The 17,436-nt window shown below is 66.7% G+C and carries 17 protein-coding genes; 7 read left to right on the top strand and 10 right to left on the bottom strand.

The window, feature by feature from the left end:
• Positions 1-122: 122 nt before the first annotated feature.
• Positions 123-551, top strand: a complete 429-nt coding sequence (locus VXM69_RS03935; RefSeq protein WP_034188425.1) for a VOC family protein — start codon at positions 123-125, stop codon at positions 549-551.
• Between the two features lie 34 nt (positions 552-585).
• Here the strand turns inward: VXM69_RS03935 and VXM69_RS03930 are convergent, their stop codons facing one another.
• From VXM69_RS03930 to VXM69_RS03915, 4 genes are all read right to left on the bottom strand, one after another.
• On the bottom strand, positions 586-1,503 hold the full coding sequence (locus tag VXM69_RS03930) for an alpha/beta hydrolase (RefSeq protein ID WP_367189028.1): 918 nt from the start codon (positions 1,501-1,503) through the stop codon (positions 586-588).
• An 87-nt stretch (positions 1,504-1,590) separates the two neighbouring features.
• The gene (locus VXM69_RS03925; RefSeq protein WP_338152887.1) at positions 1,591-2,319 is read right to left on the bottom strand and encodes a helix-turn-helix transcriptional regulator; all 729 of its coding nucleotides are present in this window, start codon (positions 2,317-2,319) and stop codon (positions 1,591-1,593) included.
• Positions 2,320-2,571: 252 nt separating this feature from the next.
• Positions 2,572-3,036: a GNAT family N-acetyltransferase gene (locus VXM69_RS03920; protein ID WP_049028879.1), complete on the bottom strand. Its 465-nt coding sequence runs from the start codon at positions 3,034-3,036 to the stop codon at positions 2,572-2,574.
• Between the two features lie 265 nt (positions 3,037-3,301).
• Complete coding sequence (locus VXM69_RS03915) at positions 3,302-4,429, bottom strand: aminotransferase class V-fold PLP-dependent enzyme (RefSeq protein WP_059560087.1); 1,128 nt, start codon at positions 4,427-4,429, stop codon at positions 3,302-3,304.
• 252 nt (positions 4,430-4,681) lie between these two features.
• Here VXM69_RS03915 and VXM69_RS03910 point away from each other — a divergent pair, with 252 nt between their 5' ends.
• Positions 4,682-5,863: a serine hydrolase gene (locus VXM69_RS03910; RefSeq protein ID WP_059559804.1), complete on the top strand. Its 1,182-nt coding sequence runs from the start codon at positions 4,682-4,684 to the stop codon at positions 5,861-5,863.
• 94 nt (positions 5,864-5,957) lie between these two features.
• On the opposite strand, the gene VXM69_RS03905 is transcribed toward VXM69_RS03910, so the two are convergent.
• The 4 genes from VXM69_RS03905 to VXM69_RS03890 form a co-directional block, all read right to left on the bottom strand.
• Positions 5,958-7,130 (bottom strand): NAD(P)/FAD-dependent oxidoreductase, encoded by a 1,173-nt coding sequence (locus tag VXM69_RS03905; protein ID WP_367189027.1) that lies wholly within the window; start codon positions 7,128-7,130, stop codon positions 5,958-5,960.
• Positions 7,131-7,293: 163 nt separating this feature from the next.
• Positions 7,294-8,445: a branched-chain amino acid ABC transporter substrate-binding protein gene (locus VXM69_RS03900; protein ID WP_367189026.1), complete on the bottom strand. Its 1,152-nt coding sequence runs from the start codon at positions 8,443-8,445 to the stop codon at positions 7,294-7,296.
• A gap of 425 nt (positions 8,446-8,870) precedes the next feature.
• Positions 8,871-9,062 (bottom strand): CsbD family protein, encoded by a 192-nt coding sequence (locus VXM69_RS03895; protein ID WP_034188432.1) that lies wholly within the window; start codon positions 9,060-9,062, stop codon positions 8,871-8,873.
• Positions 9,063-9,202: 140 nt separating this feature from the next.
• The gene (locus tag VXM69_RS03890; protein WP_034188433.1) at positions 9,203-10,735 is read right to left on the bottom strand and encodes a helix-turn-helix transcriptional regulator; all 1,533 of its coding nucleotides are present in this window, start codon (positions 10,733-10,735) and stop codon (positions 9,203-9,205) included.
• A gap of 384 nt (positions 10,736-11,119) precedes the next feature.
• On the opposite strand from VXM69_RS03890, the gene VXM69_RS03885 reads away from it, so the two are divergent.
• From VXM69_RS03885 to VXM69_RS03875, 3 genes are all read left to right on the top strand, one after another.
• Entirely contained in the window at positions 11,120-11,284 is a 165-nt protein-coding gene (locus tag VXM69_RS03885) for a hypothetical protein (protein ID WP_185732791.1), read from the top strand.
• Positions 11,285-11,347: 63 nt separating this feature from the next.
• A complete protein-coding gene (locus VXM69_RS03880; RefSeq protein ID WP_069704463.1) occupies positions 11,348-11,698 on the top strand; it encodes a BON domain-containing protein in 351 nt (116 codons plus the stop codon).
• A gap of 64 nt (positions 11,699-11,762) precedes the next feature.
• Complete coding sequence (locus VXM69_RS03875; RefSeq protein WP_034188435.1) at positions 11,763-11,960, top strand: CsbD family protein; 198 nt, start codon at positions 11,763-11,765, stop codon at positions 11,958-11,960.
• Positions 11,961-12,303: 343 nt separating this feature from the next.
• Here the strand turns inward: VXM69_RS03875 and VXM69_RS03870 are convergent, their stop codons facing one another.
• Positions 12,304-13,332 (bottom strand): DUF1338 domain-containing protein, encoded by a 1,029-nt coding sequence (locus VXM69_RS03870; protein ID WP_034188436.1) that lies wholly within the window; start codon positions 13,330-13,332, stop codon positions 12,304-12,306.
• A gap of 225 nt (positions 13,333-13,557) precedes the next feature.
• Between VXM69_RS03870 and VXM69_RS03865 the strand changes: the two genes are divergently transcribed.
• Positions 13,558-14,514 carry a LysR family transcriptional regulator gene (locus VXM69_RS03865; protein ID WP_059559810.1) on the top strand — a complete coding sequence of 319 codons (957 nt, stop codon included), beginning with the start codon at positions 13,558-13,560 and terminating at the stop codon, positions 14,512-14,514.
• Between the two features lie 95 nt (positions 14,515-14,609).
• Here the strand turns inward: VXM69_RS03865 and VXM69_RS03860 are convergent, their stop codons facing one another.
• Positions 14,610-16,739: a TonB-dependent siderophore receptor gene (locus tag VXM69_RS03860; protein ID WP_124608117.1), complete on the bottom strand. Its 2,130-nt coding sequence runs from the start codon at positions 16,737-16,739 to the stop codon at positions 14,610-14,612.
• On the opposite strand from VXM69_RS03860, the gene VXM69_RS03855 reads away from it, so the two are divergent.
• Positions 16,729-16,941: a hypothetical protein gene (locus VXM69_RS03855; RefSeq protein ID WP_124608118.1), complete on the top strand. Its 213-nt coding sequence runs from the start codon at positions 16,729-16,731 to the stop codon at positions 16,939-16,941. The two genes, VXM69_RS03860 and VXM69_RS03855, sit on opposite strands and share 11 nt — an antisense overlap.
• Positions 16,942-17,436: the final 495 nt, after the last annotated feature.

Raw genomic sequence — 17,436 nt, 5'->3', positions numbered from 1 at the left:
GCCCCCATTGCCGCGCGACCGCGCTTGACCATCGTCGGCGCTGTGCAGCGCATCGCCGGTTTGTTATGGTCCGATAGCGTGATGTCCCAACCCTGAGCACCCACACCGAAAAAGGCGGCCCAATGATCGACCACGTCTACCTCTCCGTCACCGACATCGACAAGTCGCTGGCCTTCTACGCCGCAGCGTTGAAACCGCTCGGCTGGCGCATCTTCGGCAACTACGACTCCGCGTCGGGCCCCGAGGGCGTCCCCGATCTCTACGGCATCGGCGACGACGTGTACGGCAAGGGCACCGCGGTCGGATCGAGTATCTGGCTGCGCCAGCGCAAACCCGGCGAGACGGGGCTGTATCTCGGGATCGTCTGCGACTCCAACGAACGGGTCGACGCCGCCTACGCAGCCGCGCTCCAGGCCGGCGGCATCGACGAGGGAAAACCGGCGGATCGCACCTACTTCGCCCGCGGCTACTACGCGGCGAACGTCGCCGACTTCGACGGCAATCGGCTCGAGTTCGTCCACAAGGCGTGGAACCCGAAGCGGCACGCATAGCGCCAACGGCGGCGCCGGTCGGACGCGCGCCGGCTCAGGTCGGCACGCCGCCCAGATGCTGCGTGAACCATTCCGCCGCCGCCCGACTGGTTGCGTCGAAGTGCTCGATATACGGCGTGAAATGCCCGCCCTTGATCTGGAGCAGGCGCTTCGGTTCGAGTGCGTTTGCCCATGCCTTGAGGCACAGGTCGGTCGGCGTCAACACGTCCTGATCGGCGACGATCATCAGCAGTGGCGTCGGCGAGATGCGGTCGACGTACTGGCCCGGTTCGTTCTCGCGGGACATCTCCGCACTGCGTAACGTCACTTCGTTTCGCCAGCTCGGCGCAAACTGCGCGGCCGATTCGGTGAAGAACCGGTACGCATCCGCGCCGGCCATCGCGCACGCAGCCGACGGGTCGGCACTGACGGCCGGCAACATGGCCGGCGCGCTGCCCGCGAAGCGCTGCCTGCGGTCTTCGTCAAAACGCGCCAGCATTGCCGGCACGAGATCGGAACGCGTGCGGCGCAAGCCCGACTGGTATCCGCTGATCGTCGGCACCTGCGACACCACGCATTTCACGCGCCGGTCGATCGCGGCGACTTCGAGCACGTGGCCGCCGCTGTAGCTGGTGCCCCAGATACCGATGCGTTCGCCATCGACATCGGCACGCGTCAGCAGGTAGCCGATCGCATCACGATAGCCGCGCTTCTGTTGTACGGGGTCGATTTCCTGACGGGGCAGCCCGTCGCTCGCGCCGAAGTTCTTGTGATCGTAGAGCAGCACGGCAAAACCACTCGCGGCGAACACCTCCGCGTAGCGGTCCAGATACTGCTCCTTCACGGCCGAAAAGCCGTGCGCCATCACGATGGCAGGATACGTTTCGCTGTCGGCGACGCGCCGCGTCGGCACGTAGAACCAGCCCCGCAGCGTCGTGGATTCTGACGGGAATTCGATGTCGTGGCGCGTCATGTCGGCTGGCCTCATTCGGTCGGTGGATTCGATGACCGACACGATATGCCCGCACGCCATGTCCCGCGTGTTCCGGTAAGACGTGTGCTACGCCGAATCGGACAATTTCGCGTAAGCGCTCGGCGTCATGCCGGTGAAGCGGCGAAACACGGTCGAGAATGCGCTCGTCGTTTCGTAGCCCAGTTCGGCCGCGACGGCGATCACCGAGCAACCCGACGCCAGCAGTGGGCGCGCGGCTGAAATACGCGCTTGTTGTCGCCACTGGCTGAACGACAAGCCCGTTTCGGCCTGGAACAACCGCGCCAAGGTTCGGCTCGACGCACCGACTTCACCGGCCCATTCCGTCAGCGTTCGTTGATCGGCCGGATCCGACAGGATGGCATCGCAGACGCGTGCAAGCCGCCGGTCCCGGCCAGACGGAAGCCTTAACGGCTGCTCGGGCGACCATTCGATTTCAGCGAGCATGAGCTGGATGACGAGATCGTCGCGTCCGGCGGGATGCGTGTCGATCGGCAGGGACGACGCGCGCACGATCAGTTCACGCAGCAGCGGCGACACCTCGACCAGTCTCGGTTGATTCGGATAAGCCGACGGGTACGCGCGCGGGTCGACGTACGCCGTTCGCATTTCGAGGAGGCCGTGTGCGCGCATCGCATGCGGAAGGTCCGGTGGAATCCAGAGTGCGCGATGCGGCGGGATCATCCACAGCGACTGGCTCGCACGGACTTCGGCTATGCCCGTCGTCGTGTAGACGAGTTGCGCGCGCGGATGCTGGTGTTCCGCGACGACGAAACCGTCCGGAAATGCTTTCGGCATGACTGCCGCGATACCCGGTGCGTGCTGGTAATCGCGCGGATCGGTGCTCTTCGGCGCGTATGCGCGGCCAGTCCGCCTCGGGTGGGCCGTCGCGTCGAGCATGATCGCTTTACCTTCGCCCTGCATCGCGCGTCCTTTCATTTGCGCGGGATGGCCGGGTGATGCGGTCGCGCGAGTCGGACAAACGACACGGGTCCGCCTGCAGCGTGGAATTCCGTTCGGTCGCCCCGATGATTGCACCACGTCGCCAAATCACACGGGTACCCGCAGGATCGGAACCCATCTGCCCGGAATGAGCGTCGACTCTTTCTCGGCAATCTTCTCCGCGCCGAGCGCCATATAGAACGGCACGGCGTTGGGATCTGCCTCGATCACGAAGCTTCCGATTCCCTTCGCGGCGGCTTCCTTCCTGAGCGCGGACCATAGCGCACGTGCGACGCCCTGCCCCATATGATCCGGATGGACGAACAACCATCCGCGCGTAAGCGCATCGGAATCGGTCGCAGCCCTCACCCAGAACCCGATGATCCGTTCTTCCGTTTCGGCCACGTACGCCATCGAGCTTTCGATCATCTCGGGCGTCACCGTGAGATCGGCTCGCCAAAGATCCAGCCACGCCTCGGGGTAGCCCCAGTGCGCTTTCGAAAGAAATGCCAGTTTCGTGAGTGCGTCTGCATCGGCGGGCCGGCCGGCACGAATGACAAATCGGCGGTGCATCCGGTCTCCTTTCCCGGTCGGTAAAGACCGACGACCATGCGCGGCATGCCTCTGTCGGAGGCATCAGGCGCTGGACGACGCGTTGAAGCAGGCGGAACTCGGCGTAGTCACCGGTGGAGGCGGAAACCGCTCGAACGATCACGTGGTCGAGTGGGTCGGCATCGAAACTCACCGTGCCCATTCGGGACCGCTAGACCAGGACAGCGCACGCCACCGCGCACCGTCCCGGCAACGATCCGGTGCGCGCCCGCGCCGAACAACCGCGTCAAAGAATCCGGTTCAACGCATCCGAGAACCGCTCGACCGCGCCATCGACATCGTGCAGCTTGTCGAGACCGAACAACCCCAGCCGGAACGTCTTGAAGTCCTCCGGCTCGTCGCACTGCAGCGGCACGCCGGCCGCGATCTGCAACCCGACATCCGCGAACTTCTTCCCGGTTCGAATCCCGTCGTCGTCCGTATAGCTGACCACGACACCCGGCGCCTCGAACCCTGCCGCCGCCACGCTCCTGAACCCCTTCTCCGCCAGCAGCGCACGAATGCGCTCGCCCAGTTCGAGCTGCTCGGCCTTCACCTTGTCGAAACCGTACGCGTCGGTTTCCTTCATCACGTCGCGCAGCGTCGTGAGGCTGTCGGTCGGCATCGTCGCGTGATACGCAAACCCGCCGCCCTCGTATGCCTCCATGATCTGCAGCCACTTGCGCAGATCGCACGCGAAGCTGGTGCTGGTCGTCGAATCGATGCGTTCGCGCGCAAGCGGGCTGAACATGACCATCGCGCAACACGGCGACGCGCTCCAGCCTTTCTGCGGCGCGCTGATCAGGATATCGACGCCGCTCGCCTGCATGTCGACCCAGACGGTGCCCGACGCAATGCAATCGAGCACGAACATCCCGCCGACCGCATGCACGGCATCGGCCACCGCGCGCAGATACCCGTCGGGCAGCAGCATCCCGGAAGCCGTTTCGACGTGCGGCGCAAACACCAGATCGGGCTTGTGCTCGTTGATCGCGGCGACCACTTCGTCGATCGGCGCCGGCGCATAGGCGGCCTGCCGGCCCGTTTCGACCGGACGCGCTTTCAGCACCGTCGTTTCGGACGGAATGCTGCCCATGTCGAAGATCTGCGACCAGCGGTAACTGAACCAGCCGTTGCGGATCACGAGGCACTTCCTGTTGGTCGCGAACTGCCGCGCCACGGCTTCCATGCCGAACGTGCCGCTGCCCGGGACGATCGCGACCGCCTTCGCGTGGTAGACCTTCTTCAGCGTGGCGGAAATGTCGCGCATGACGCCCTGAAAGCGCTGCGACATGTGGTTGACCGAGCGATCGGTGTACACCACCGAATATTCGAGGAGCCCCTCGCGGTCAACATCGGGAAGTAAACCTGGCATGCTCGCCTCCGGTGAAAGATGAACGATGGAACCGCGGCGCGCGGCGCCTGCGATTCGATACTGCTTCGCACCCGTGCGGATGCGTCATTTCCTCGACGAAAGCAGATTCTAACGAACGCCGCCGGCCGATTGGGGCATATTTTGTCCGCCGGCCCGTGCCGCGCGCGTAGCCCTGTTCCGTGTAAGGGTTAACGACGCGTGCGGCCATCCGCCCATAACATGTCGACCAGACCCTTCACGAAGGAATCCTCGATGACCTCCTCTTCAGCTTCGTCACGGCAGTCGTCCATCGATCCGGCGCTCGCCGAGCGCATCGATGCGGTCCTGTCCCGCCAGCTCGACACGCAGCGCCTCGTCGGCGCGGTGGTCCTGGTCGCGCGCGACGGCGAACTCATCTACCGCCGCGCGGCCGGGTTCGCGGACCGCGAATCGCGCACGCCGATGCGCGAGGACACGCTGTTCCGGCTCGCATCGGTGACGAAGCCGATCGTCTCGGCGGCCGCGATGGCGCTCGTCGCGCAACGCAAGCTGTCGCTCGAGGACGACGTGACGCGCTGGCTGCCCGAGTTCCGCCCCGCACTGCCCGACGGCCGCGTGCCGACGATCACGCTGCGACAGTTGCTCGCGCATACCGCCGGCCTCGGCTATCGCTTCAGCGAGACCGACACGAACGGCCCCTATGCGCGTGCCGGCGTCTCCGACGGGCTGGACGGCGCGACGATCACGCTCGCCGAAAACCTGCGCCGGATCGCGAGCGTGCCGCTGCAGTTCGCGCCCGGCACCGACTGGAACTACTCGCTGTCGATCGACGTCGTCGGCGCGCTGATCGAGGCCGTCTGCGGCGTGCCGCTCGCCGACGCGATCGATGCGCTCGTGCTCCGCCCGCTCGGCGCGCGCGACACGGCCTTCGTCGCGCGCGATCCGGCGCGGCTTGCCACGCCGTACGTCAACGACACGCCGCAGCCGCACCGGCTCGCCGAGAACGAGACGGTGCCCATCGACGCAGGGTTCGTCGGCGTCACGTACTCGCCGTCGCGCGCGCTCGACGCGCAGGCTTTCGCATCGGGCGGCGCCGGCATGGTCGGCACCGCCGGCGATGTGCTGACGGTGCTGGACACGCTGCGCGCGGGCGGCGGCGCCATCCTGCCCGCGGACCTCGTCGACGAAATGGGCCGCGTGCAGACCGGCGACCTCGAGCTGGCGGACCTGCCGGGCGCGGGCTTCGGGATCGGGTTTTCGGTGCTGCGCGACCCGCAGGCGGCCGCATCGCCCGAATCGGTCGGCACCTGGCGCTGGGGTGGCGTCTACGGTCATTCCTGGTTCGTCGATCGCGCACGCGGGCTGACCGTCGTGTCGCTGTCGAACACGCTCTACGAAGGAATGAACGGCCAGTACACGCTGGATCTACGCGACGCCGTCTACGGCGCCGGCTGACCCGCACGAAAAAAAGGCCCGACACGCGTCGGGCCAACGGGTTTGAGGCACAAGGAGAATCCCGCCCACAACACGACCGGGCGGTCACGCCGCACTATACGACGTTCTTTTCGACGATCGGCCGGTTTTCCAGCACACGCGCCCAGCCGAGCGACGACAGGTCGAGCGTGTCGTAACGCCCGCCCAGAATGAGCTCGCTGACGCCGCGCCCCGTCGCCGGCCCCTGCTGCAATCCGTGGCCGCTGTAGCCGTTCGCGAACACGACGTTGTCGAGCGCCGGGTGATAGCCGATGATCGCGTTGTGGTCGAACACGTTGTACTCGTAGTACCCGGACCAGCAGTTCTCCACGCGCAGCGCCTCGAATTCCGGCACGCGATTCGCGAGCGTCGGCCAGATCACCTCGTCGAACAGGTCATGATCGACTTCGTCGAGCGGCAGGTCGTCCGGGTCGCGATCCGGGCTCGGCGACGTGCCGCAGATATACGTGCGCCCTTCCGGCCGGAAATACACGCCGGTCGGGTCGATCAGCAGCGGGCAATCGGCGAGCTTCGCCGGCGACGATACGTTGAAGATGCTGCGGCGCCGCGCATACACGGGAATGTCGATGCCCATCATCGACGACAGCGTGCGCGCCCACGCGCCGGCTGCATTGACGAGCGTGTCGCACGCGTAGCGCTCGCCGTCGCCCGTCACGACATGCGTGACCTTGCGCCCGTCGCGCACCACGTCCTTCACGTCGGCCGGCACGTAGCGCGCACCGAGCGCCTGCGCCTTCTTGCGCAGCGCCTGCACGAGCCCGTAGCCGTCGAACCAGCCTTCGCCGCTCGCGCCGTACGCGCCCGACACGAGATCGTCGACGTTCAGCCACGGAAACTTCGCGCGCAGCGCGTCGCGGTCCATCAGGCGGATATCGGCGCCGAGGCGCGTCTGCAGCGCATGATTCTCGCGCAGCGTCGCGTCGCCGGCCGGCGTCGCGAGGAACAGGTAGCCGCCTTCGTGCAGGTCGATCGACGGCCGGTTGCCGTCCACTTCGAGACGCTCGCCGATCGTGCGCAGGAAGTCGATGCCGAACAGCGACATCTCGATCGACAGCGGCGTCGAGAACTGCTGGCGAATCGACGCGGCCGACAGCGCCGACGACGATCGCGCATAGGTGGGGTCACGTTCGATGACGGTCACGGCGACCGTGGGATCGGTGGCGCGCAGGAAATAAGCGATCGAGCTGCCGATCACACCACCGCCGACGATGACGACTTGAGAACTCACGACTGACTCCGGTTGCACGTGAAAGGCGCAGCCCGCCGGCCGCGCCCGTAGGTTGTTCGTGCCGCGTCGCGCGCGGCCTCGCGTGGGCGGACTCCCCGGCGATCGCTTCGGCTATTTCAGCACGTCCGGCATCGCCGCGAAAGCCCGCTCGCGCGTATCGCGGTCAGTCCGACGATTGAGTCGTGACGGGCTGCCACGCGGCGTTCTTCACCTCATACAGCGTCGAGCTCGGGTTCTTCAGGTCGCCCGTGTTCGTGAACGCGATCGTGCCCGTGATGCCGTCATAGCGCGTGCCCTTCAGCGCGCCGTTGAAATCGGCCGGCTTCGTCGAGTTCGCCCTCTGCATCGCGTTGATCGCGATCCACGTCGCGTCGTACGCGAACGGCGCGTACGCGAGCATGTCGACGCCGTACTTCTGCCTGAATTTCGTTTCGAACTGCTTGCCCTTCGCGAGACGCGACAGCGGCTGCCCGTATTCCCACACCGACGCGCCCTCGGCCGCATTGCCGGCGAGCTTGATGAAGTTCGCGTTCATCACGCCGCCGCCCGCGAGGAATTGCGCGCGGATGCCGAGCTGGCGCATGCGCTTCACGAGCATCGCGGCCTGCGCATCGAGGCCGCCGAAGAACACGAGGTCGGCATTGGTGCTCTTGATCTTCGTGAGCTGCGCGCTGAAGTCGACGGCCTTGTCGTTCGTGAACTCGCGCGCGACGATCGTGCCGCCGTTCGCCTTCACGGCCCGCTCGAACTCGTCGGCCTCGCCCTGGCCGAACGCGGTGCGGTCGTCGATGATCGCGATGCGCTTCGCCTTCGTCACGCTCGCGGCGTACGCGCCGGCGTTGCCCGCGTTCTGCGTGTCGGTCGCGATCACGCGGTACACGGTGCCGAGCCCGGCGCGCGTGATGTCGGGATTGGTCGCCGACGGCGTGATCATCGGAATGCCGGCTTTCGCGTAGATCTTCGACGCGGGCAGCGTCGTGCCCGAATTGAAGTGGCCGATCACGACGGCCACCTGCGCGTCGGCGAGCTGCTGCGCCGCCTGCACGCCGGTACGCGGATCGCTCTGGTCGTCCTGCGATGCGATCACGAACTTCACCGGCTTGCCGCCGACCGTCGTGTGCGCGGCATTCGCTTCGTCGACCGCCATGCGCACGCCGTTCTCGATGTCCTTGCCGTATGCGGCGCCGCCGCCCGTCAGCGGGCCGGCCACGCCGACCTTCACGACGGTTTCCTGCGCATGGGCCGCGCCTGTCTGGAACGCGAGGAGCGCAGCGGTCAATGCAACGCCGGAAAGCGAACGAATGCGGAACGTCATGGCAATCCTTCTTCTGTGGGTCGGGATGCAACGCGCGGCGGCCGCGCGTCGGCGACCTCTCGCGCGTCGGTGATGGCATGCGCTGCCGGGGCGTCATTCGATGCGCCAACCGGCCGGCCGATCACCGCGATTCCGTCTCCGAAGAACCTTTCATCGCGAAAGAGGTGAAGGGATTGTGGGTAGCCAATACCCGCGCAGCAAACGAAATATCGGAACTATGTTGTGAGGATTTTTCATCAAGTTCCGCGTTCGCGGGCGACCCCGCGGCCAGTACGGCGGGGGGGTCGAGCGTGGAAGGCTGCAAGAGGGCGCGGCGGCGGCACCCTCGGGCAAAGGCCGGCCGTGGTCATGCCGATCGCGCATCATCGTCGCGACGACGGCCCGGCCGGCCTTTGCGACGCCCGCGGCGGGCGTCGCGTCATCGGTCAGCGCCGATCGGTACGCACCGGCTTGCGCACCGCGTCGGCCGCCTCGCCGGCCTTCTCCTGGATCTTGCCGGCCTGCTGTTCGGCAACCCCTTCGGCTTCCGCCTTGCGGTCGCCCGTTACCTTGCCGAGCGCTTCCTTGACCGAACCCTTGACCTGTTTGAGCTTGCCTTCGATGCGATTCCTGTCCATGGTCGTCTCCTGCGATGGTGAGGGAGAACCGGCGATGCGGCGGCCCGCGCCGCCCCGCCGAGTGGACAGGATCGCAAGCGAACGCGGCGGGCGGCAGATGCGGATGCACCAGTGCGCGTGGTGCATTCGTACCGTCGGCGTCAGTCCTTGCCCTTCGTGCCGCCCTTCTCGCCGCGTGCACCGTTCGCCTCGGCCGCGCCGACGATCCCGCGCTCGCGCGCCCACACGATCGCCTCGCCGCGGCTGTGCACGTCGAGCTTCGCGTAGATCGTCGCGACGTGATTGCGCACGGTGTTCGGCGCGAGCCCGAGGCGGCCCGCGATCTCCTTGTCGGCAAGGCCGTGGCACAGCAGGTCGAATACGTCGCGCTCGCGCGCGGTCAGGTCCGACAACTGCGCGCCCGCGTCCGGCGCATTCGCGCGCCGCACGTTCGCGAGCTTCTCGATCAGCGTGCGGCTGAACCACGACGCATCCTGCATCGCGGTCTCGATCGCATAGACGAGCTCCATCTCGGTACGCTTGCGATCGCTGATGTCGAGCAGCGCGACGAGCAGGCAGTCGCGGCCGTGGATCGCGACCGGATCGGCCGACACGACGCAATCGCGCACATCACCGTCGCGCGTGCGGATCTGCACGTCGGCGTTGCGGACGTTGCCGTCGCGCGCGAGCCGGCCTTCAATGCGCTGCCATGCGCCGCGCTCGGCCCACAGCCCGATCTCGTCCGCGGATTTGCCGAGCAGCGCGTCCTGCGCATGGCCCGTCATCGCGGCGAACGCATCGTTCACGTCGAGCAGTTCGAAGCGGTCGGCCGTGACGATCGCGGTCGCGACCGGCGCCATCCGGAATGCCGTCGCGAAACGCTCCTCGCTCTGCTTCAGCGCGCGCTCGGCCTGCTTGCGCGGCTCGAGATCCATGAACGTGAACAGCATGCACGCCTCGCCGTTCATGTCGATCGGCTGCCCGGCGACGACCACCGCCTTCGTGCTGCCGTCCGCGAGTTTCAGCACGGCTTCCATCTGCGGGATCGTCGCGCCTTCGCCGAGCCGTTCGATCGCCAGCTCGCGCCGCTCGGCCTGTTCGAGCACGTCGACCTCGTACACCGAGCGGCCGAGCACGTCGTCGCGCGCGTGGCCCGTCATGTCGAGGAAGCCCTGGTTGACCTTCACGTAGCGCAAGTCGTCGAGCCGGCAGATCACGGCCGGCGCCGGGTTGGCGTTGAAGGTGCGCTCGAAGCGCTCCTCGGCGCTCGCCCATTCGGTCGCATCGTGCAGCACGAGCGCGAGGCAGTCGGGTTCGCCGGCCGCGTTCGTCAGCACGAGGCTGCGAATGCGGTGCACCCAGCTCACGGTTTCGTCGGCGGCCGATTCGACTTCGACCGTCACGTCGCTGAACTCCTCGCCGGCGATCACGCGATCCATCGGATAGTGGCCGTCGCGCACCGGATGGTTGTTCCGGTAGCGCAGCCGGAAGCGCTCGCGGTATTCGGTGACGTCCGCGCCGAGCGCGGCCAGTTCGGTCACGCCATGCATCGCGAGCGCAGCCTCGTTCGCCCAGACGATCCGCTGGTCGGGCTCGATCAGGATCACGCCTTCGGTGAGCCCCGCGATGATCTGGTGCAGCTGGCGCCGGTCGGTGTGCGACTTGAGCGCCTGTTCGTCTACTTGTTCGTTCATCGAGTCGTTGTCCCTGTCGTCGACATGACCGCCCGCCGATTGCCCCGTTACGCCGCACGCCCCGGCCGGCGCGTGCGGTGATGATCGCGTACCGCGCGAGGACGCGACAGGCGCGAATGCACTACCCCCAATAGTACATTCGCATGCCGCGTCGGCACCGTGCGGTGTCCCGCCCAACGGCACGGCAAGGCCCTCGCGCCGCTGCCCGCGCGTTGCCCGGGTCGTGATGCATTCCCCGTTCCTGCCCGCCGGTGCCATTCCCGGTGCAAACGCACTAGCCGATCCGGTGAATTTGCGCGATGTCCGCTCGCGTTCGCGTCGGTACGCTGGTACTGCATCGGCGCTCATGCGCTGCCCTTTCACACCGCAGAGGAGGACAACCGGATGAAGCTGCATCAGACACCCGATCCGACGCGGCCCGAGCCGTCCCCGGACGTTCCGCCCGAACCGCCGCCCGGCACCGATCCGCCGGTGCCGCTGCCGCCGGACCTGCCGCGCCCGGACATGCCGCCGCGCGAGCCCGGCTACGACACGCCGATCGCCCGGTAATCCGCGGCACGATCCGTGCTCGTCGATCCATTCATTCAACACGCCCATCGAAGGAGAACATCAATGAACAAGACCTCGCACCTTTCGACGCTGCTCGCCGTCAGCGCGGCCTTCCTGCTGTCCGCCGCGCCGCTCACGAACGCGCATGCCCAGGCCTCGTCGGCCGACAGCGGCATGACGGCCGAATCGAACCAGCCCGTCACCGACACGTGGATCACGACCAAGGTGAAGGGTGAACTCGCGACCACCGACGGCGTGAAGAGCACCGACATCAGCGTGAAAACGGTCGACGGCGTCGTCACGCTCACGGGCGTGCTGCCGACCAAGACGGCCGTGAAGAAGGCCGTCGCCGTGACGCGCGCGATCAAGGGCGTGAAGCACGTCGACGCATCCGGCCTGAAGGCGAAGGCCTGACCTCCCGCGCGGCGGCTGCCGCGCTTCCCCCGCAGTTTTTCCCATCACGACCAAGGAGCACACGATGAACGAGGACAAGATCAAGGGCCAGTGGAAGCAGTTGACCGGCAAGCTGAAGGCCAAGTGGGGCAAGCTGACCGACGACGATCTCGCGGTCGCCGAAGGCAATCGCGACTACCTGGCCGGCAAGATCCAGGAACGTTACGGGATCGCCCGCGATGAAGCCGAAAAGCAGTTGAAGGATTTCGATCGCGAGCTGTAACGCATCCGGCAATTTCACCCGCCGCGGCGCCGATGGCGTCGCGGCCATTCAGGACAACGATATGGGCAAATACCTGATCGCCTGGCTGCTCGGCGTACCGTTCGGGCTGCTGGTGCTGTTCTATCTGATCACGCACGTCTTCTGACGGCGCGGCGCCCGGCACGCGCCCGCCGCCTTCGCGGCACACACCTCCCCTTCGACGACACGACCGACGGCCACGGACGGCTTCGCCGCACGACCGTCGACGCGCGCCGACGCTGCATCGCGAGCCCCCCAACGCAGATCGGGCAGGACGCATGCACGTCCTGCCCGACCGGTTCGTCGCTTCCGCCGCGGCGCTGCGTTACTTCGCCGCGTTCGCCGTCATCTTGAAGATGCCTTGCGCGTTGCCCGCATCGAAACGCAGGTCGGTCACCCAGCGGCGCGCGCCCTGGTCGAACGTGCGCTTGCGCGTGATGAACTCGTAGAACGAGCCCGGCACGTTGCGCTTCACCGTGCCGCCGTCGCGGGTGCGGAACTCGCGCTCGACGGTGTCGGCGCGATACGCGGTCTGGAACACGCGGCCCGAGCGCGAACGCTCGACTTCCGGCTTCATCGGGCGGCCCTTCGCCTTCTCGTCGTCGGACAGCTTGAACACGTCGGCGACACGGTCGGTCGCGTGGTTGAACGCGTTACCTTCGGTCGCGATCCACGCCATTTCCGCCGATTCCATCAGCAGCGTTTCATAGTCGAGTTCGTTCGGCACGTCGTGCTGGCGCGCGAACGCGCCGACGATTTCCGGCAGCAGCGCCTGCGCGGCGTCCAGCGGCAGCCAGCCTTCGCGCTCGACCTCCCACAGCAGCGCGACGGCCGCCGGCGACAGCGGATCGCGCGACGAGCTGACGACGTTCGTCACGGCCTGCTGGAACTCCTTCGAGAAACGTTCCGGATGCAGTTCGCTGACGAAGAACTGCGCGATTTCGTCCGGCGCGTCTTCGTGCGCGTACGCGCGGCCCGTCATGCCGAGCTTGTCGAGCGGGTAGCGGCCGTTCAGGCGGAACCCGAGCGGACGCAGGATGCGCGTGAACGCGGCTTCGCCCGGCGGCAGCGCGCCCGTGTGCGGCCAGCGCACCGTGCGCAGCGCGCCGTGGTCGAAATAGACCGAGCCGCCGCTTTCGATCGCTTCGGCCGTGTAGGCGCGGCCGTTCGCCGAACGTTCGAGCAGCCCTTCGAACAGCGCCATGTTCATCGCCTGCGCGATTTCCGCGCGCGTCACGACGCCGTCTTCCCATTCTTCGAGGATGGCCGGCATGTTCAGGGTCGAGAACAGGGCGTCGGTCTTCGCCTGTCCCAGCAGCTTCGTCAGCAAGCTCTCGATATTCGGATTGCGCATCAGGATTCTCGTCTCGGGGGACCGCCGGCAAACGTGCCGGCAACTCGTCGGCCGGCCGCCCGGCGGGCGCCTGACCTTGCGTGGGGAGCATTATTCAAAGGGTTGCAGCCGGGCGTAAAGCGAGATTAAATTGACACGTGATGAGTTTTTGGAATTATTACCTGTCCCCCGCCCGCCTTCCGCCCTCGCGCGGCGCGGCCCCGTTCGTCAGACGAAACGAGCATCATGCGTAAATTCAAGATTCCCAACATGGGCGCGCTCGTGGCTTTCGAAGCCGCCGCGCGCCACGAGAGCTTCACGCACGCGGCCAAGGAGCTGTTCCTGACCGAAAGCGCGGTGTCGCGCCAGATCGCGACGCTCGAGGCCAGCCTCGGCGTGCGGCTGTTCGCCCGGGTGAAGCAGCGCGTCGTGCTGACGCGCGCCGGCAAGCTCTACGGCACGCAGGTGCGGCGCGCGCTGGAAACGCTCGACCGCGACACGCTGTCGATCATCGCGCACGGCAGCGGCGGCGGCTACCTGGAGCTCGCGGTGCTGCCGACCTTCGCATCGCACTGGCTGATCCCGCGCATCAAGAGCTTCTACGACCGCACGCCCGACGTGCGCGTGAACATGGGCAGCCGCACCGATCTGTTCTCGTTCGAGGACACGCACTTCGAGGCCGCGATCCACTACGGCAAGCCGACCTGGCCCGGCACCTCGTCCGACTACCTGTTCGGCGAGGAGGTCGTGCCGATCTGTTCGCCCGCGCTGCTCGACGGGCCGGTCGAGCGTGTCGAGGATCTGCTCGCGTATCCGCTGCTGCACTCGACCACGCGCCCCGGCGCGTGGGCGCAGTGGTTCGAGACCCATGGCGTCGAGGACATCCGCACGATGCAGGGCGTGCGTTACGAACTGCATACGATGCTGATCAGCGCGGCCGCGGCCGGGCTCGGCATCGCGCTCGTGCCGAAGTTCTTCGTCGAGGAACAGCTGCAGCAGCTCGGCCTGGTCGTGCCGTGCGACGCCGCGACGGTCGGCGATTCGGCGTACTACCTCGTGTATCCGACGGAATTCAGCCACAGCAAGCCGCTGGAGCTGTTCCGCGGCTGGCTGCTCGAACAGGCGAGCGCGTATGCGGCGCCGGCGCGCGCGGAGGAGATGGACGATACGGAGGACGACGAGGACGACGAGGACGTCGAATGACGGCGCCGCCGGCAACCTGCCAACCGGCGCCGCGAGCGTCGGCAACGAGATGCAGGCCGTCCTGACGAAGGCCTGCATCGCTCGCCGCAAGCGCGTTACATGTGCCACTTCACCGTGGCGGTCAGCGTGCGCGGATCGCCGGGCATGTTGTACAGGTCCGCATTGCCGTGCGCGGCGATGAAGTAACGGCGATTGAACAGGTTGTCGAGCGTGAGCGTCACGTCGACCTTCTTGCTGCGGTACCCTGCGCCCAGATTGAACACCGTGAACGACGGCAGCGTGACGAGATCGCTCGCCGACGCATAACGTGCCGACTGGAACTGCATGCCGGCCGCCGCGTAGAAGCCGTACGGCAGCTCGCGCTTCAGCCACAGGCTCGCGCTGTGGCGCGGCATCAGCCCCGGCGTGTTGCTCGACAACGCGAGGCCGGCCGCCGTCGATTGCGGGGAACCGTCGACCGTGCCGTTCAGGTACGCGTAACCCGCATACACCGACCACTTCGGCGCGATCTCGCCGGTCAGGCCAAGCTCCATCCCGCGCACGTGCTGCGTGCCGATCGGCAGCGCATACCCGGGGTTCGCCGGATCGCCGATCTGCTGGTTGGTCTGGCGCATGTCGAACAGCGCGACGCTGGCCGTCGCCTTGCCGCCGAGATCGACGCGCGAGCCGACTTCATACGCGGTGGTCTTCTGCGGCGCGAGCGCGGCGCCGTTCGCGAACGCGCCGGAGCTGATCAGCGTATCGGCGAGCGGCGAGAACGACTGGCTGAACGATCCGTACAGCGTCAGCCAGTCGAGCGGCTCGTAGATCAGCCCGACACGCGGGCTCCACGCGTGATCGGTGCGGTCGAGATTGACGTTCGACGACGTATAGTCGTGGCGGATCTGGTTCAGGTAGTCGAAGCGCAACCCGGCGAGCACCTTCCAGTGCTCGGTCAGCGAGATCAGGTCCTGCGCGTAGACGCCCGCGAGCCCGACGACGGTCGACGCGTTCGTCTTCGCCCGCGCGCCGGTCGGCACGCCGGGCAGGACCACCTGTTGCGGATCGAAGAGATCGTAGGTCGCGACCTTCGTCACGCCGTAGATCGTGTCGAACTTCTGCTGCTGCGACAGTTCGAGCCCGTACAGCAGCTCGTGGCGCATGCCGAACAGCGACGTCTTCTGCGTGAGTTCGAACAGGCCGTCGATGCCGTGATCGGTACGCTGGCGCGTCGACTGGTCGAGCGTGACGACCGGGTGCGCGGCCGTCTTGATCGGCTCGTACGTCACGTAGTTCTTGCGCTCGAGCGAGAAGTCGTACGCGCGGATCGCGCCGTGGAACGACAGCGAATCGTTGAAACGGTGATCGAGCGACACCGTCGCGCTCTTCGCGGAGACGTCGTTGTACGAGCTGTTCGCCGCGTCGGCCGAACCGTAGTACGTGTTGATCGGCACGTCCACCGGCCGGCCGCGATACGCGGGCAGGCCCTGGTCGGACGTGCGGCGGTCGTGCAGATAGTCGAATTCGACGTTCAGCACGGTGTCGCTGTCGAGCTTGAACTGCGCGGACGGCGCGATCGCCTGCCGGTTCAGCTGAAACTGGTCGCGAAAGCTGTTCGAGTTCTCGGCCGCGCCGGTGATGCGAAAGCGCGCCGCGTCGTTCGCGTTCCAGCCGAGGTCGAATTCGCCGCGCCGCTCGCCGCGCGTGCCGAGCGTCACGCCCACGTCGTTCACCGGGTTCGCCAGCGGCCGCTTCAGCACGCGGTTCACGATGCCGCCCGCCGAGCCGCGCCCGTACAGCACGGCCGCCGGCCCCTTCAGCACCTCGACGCGATCGACGTTCGACAGGTCGCGGTAGTACAGCGCGTCGTCGCGAATGCCGTCGACGTACTGGTCCGTGATGCTGTTGAAGCCGCGGATCGTGATCTGGTCGCGCTGGCCGTCGCCGACCGAGAAGCCGACGCCCGGCACGTTGCGCAGCGCGTCCTGCAGCGACGTCGCGTTCTGGTCCTCGATCACCGCGTGCGGGACGACGTTCACCGTCTGCGGCACGTCCATCAGCGACATGTCGGTCTTGGTCGCCGCGCGCGAGTGGCCGCCGTCGTACGACGCATGCTCGGCGGCCGCGTTGACGGAAATCGCGGGCAAGGTGGCCGCGGCATCGCTCGCCTGGGCGAACGCGGTGCGGGCGCCGGCCAGCGACGCGGCGATCAGAAGCGCATGGCAGGCGCTCTTGTTGAGTTTCATCGTGAACGTAGGGGTGGTGAAGAAAAACGGCGAACGGAAACGTGTCCGGTCAACGCGCGCGTCACGCGGCGAATCGGCCGACGACACCCTTTTCCGTGAAGAAGGCTGTGGCGCGCGGAGGATCGCCCCGTCGCGCATGCCGGCCGCGAATGGCCGGCGCGGGTGGATGCCGGCCGGCACGACCGGCACGAAAGAGCCGTGACGCGATGTCATGGCTCGTAACGGAGCGAAATATTAAACGAGAATGATTCGTGTTTTTAATTAATTTTCGACGTGTCGCCTGCCCACAACGTGCGCCTGCTTAACGCTCTGCATTCCCGACAAACGCCTTTCATTTTTGTAGATTTGATCGGCCTTTCGTAATAAAAACGAAAGACCAGGATTGGCCGCGCCAGGCGGAAACGATCAGGGGGGAAGGCGGGATTCGGGAAGCGACGGCGGAGAGACTGGGGAGGATTCCGAAGGATCTGGCCACGCAGGCAGCACGCATGCAAAAGTCCGGTGCGCGCCGGACCGGGCAACCCCGACCCGGCGCTCCGGGCAGCCGACCTCGCATCGGCAACGCGGCGGACCTACTTCCGTTCTTCACTCCGTCTGCTCTCAGGCTCACTTCATTATTTTCTTCGCCGCGCCGCGCCATTATCCGCTCAATTCGGTCGAAGTGAAACGTTTGCGAATGCACCCTGCACGTTATACC

Origin of the sequence: Burkholderia sp. Ed8, assembly GCF_040761425.1 — a bacterium.
GTDB classification, from domain to species: Bacteria; Pseudomonadota; Gammaproteobacteria; order Burkholderiales; family Burkholderiaceae; genus Burkholderia; species Burkholderia seminalis.
This window is presented reverse-complemented; position numbering and strand designations above follow the sequence as displayed.

Excerpts from the sequence above, each read along its gene's own strand:
- VXM69_RS03880 (WP_069704463.1), top strand. The coding sequence starts at position 11,348 with ATGAACAAGACCTCGCACCTTTCGACGCTGCTCGCCGTCAGCGCGGCC.
- VXM69_RS03925 (WP_338152887.1), bottom strand. The coding sequence starts at position 2,319 with ATGCCGAAAGCATTTCCGGACGGTTTCGTCGTCGCGGAACACCAGCAT.
- VXM69_RS03885 (WP_185732791.1), top strand. The coding sequence starts at position 11,120 with ATGAAGCTGCATCAGACACCCGATCCGACGCGGCCCGAGCCGTCCCCG.
- VXM69_RS03920 (WP_049028879.1), bottom strand. The coding sequence starts at position 3,036 with ATGCACCGCCGATTTGTCATTCGTGCCGGCCGGCCCGCCGATGCAGAC.
- VXM69_RS03930 (WP_367189028.1), bottom strand. The coding sequence starts at position 1,503 with ATGACGCGCCACGACATCGAATTCCCGTCAGAATCCACGACGCTGCGG.
- VXM69_RS03890 (WP_034188433.1), bottom strand. The coding sequence starts at position 10,735 with ATGAACGAACAAGTAGACGAACAGGCGCTCAAGTCGCACACCGACCGG.
- VXM69_RS03865 (WP_059559810.1), top strand. The coding sequence starts at position 13,558 with ATGCGTAAATTCAAGATTCCCAACATGGGCGCGCTCGTGGCTTTCGAA.
- VXM69_RS03860 (WP_124608117.1), bottom strand. The coding sequence starts at position 16,739 with ATGAAACTCAACAAGAGCGCCTGCCATGCGCTTCTGATCGCCGCGTCG.
- VXM69_RS03935 (WP_034188425.1), top strand. The coding sequence starts at position 123 with ATGATCGACCACGTCTACCTCTCCGTCACCGACATCGACAAGTCGCTG.
- VXM69_RS03870 (WP_034188436.1), bottom strand. The coding sequence starts at position 13,332 with ATGCGCAATCCGAATATCGAGAGCTTGCTGACGAAGCTGCTGGGACAG.
- VXM69_RS03875 (WP_034188435.1), top strand. The coding sequence starts at position 11,763 with ATGAACGAGGACAAGATCAAGGGCCAGTGGAAGCAGTTGACCGGCAAG.
- VXM69_RS03900 (WP_367189026.1), bottom strand. The coding sequence starts at position 8,445 with ATGACGTTCCGCATTCGTTCGCTTTCCGGCGTTGCATTGACCGCTGCG.
- VXM69_RS03910 (WP_059559804.1), top strand. The coding sequence starts at position 4,682 with ATGACCTCCTCTTCAGCTTCGTCACGGCAGTCGTCCATCGATCCGGCG.
- VXM69_RS03915 (WP_059560087.1), bottom strand. The coding sequence starts at position 4,429 with ATGCCAGGTTTACTTCCCGATGTTGACCGCGAGGGGCTCCTCGAATAT.
- VXM69_RS03895 (WP_034188432.1), bottom strand. The coding sequence starts at position 9,062 with ATGGACAGGAATCGCATCGAAGGCAAGCTCAAACAGGTCAAGGGTTCG.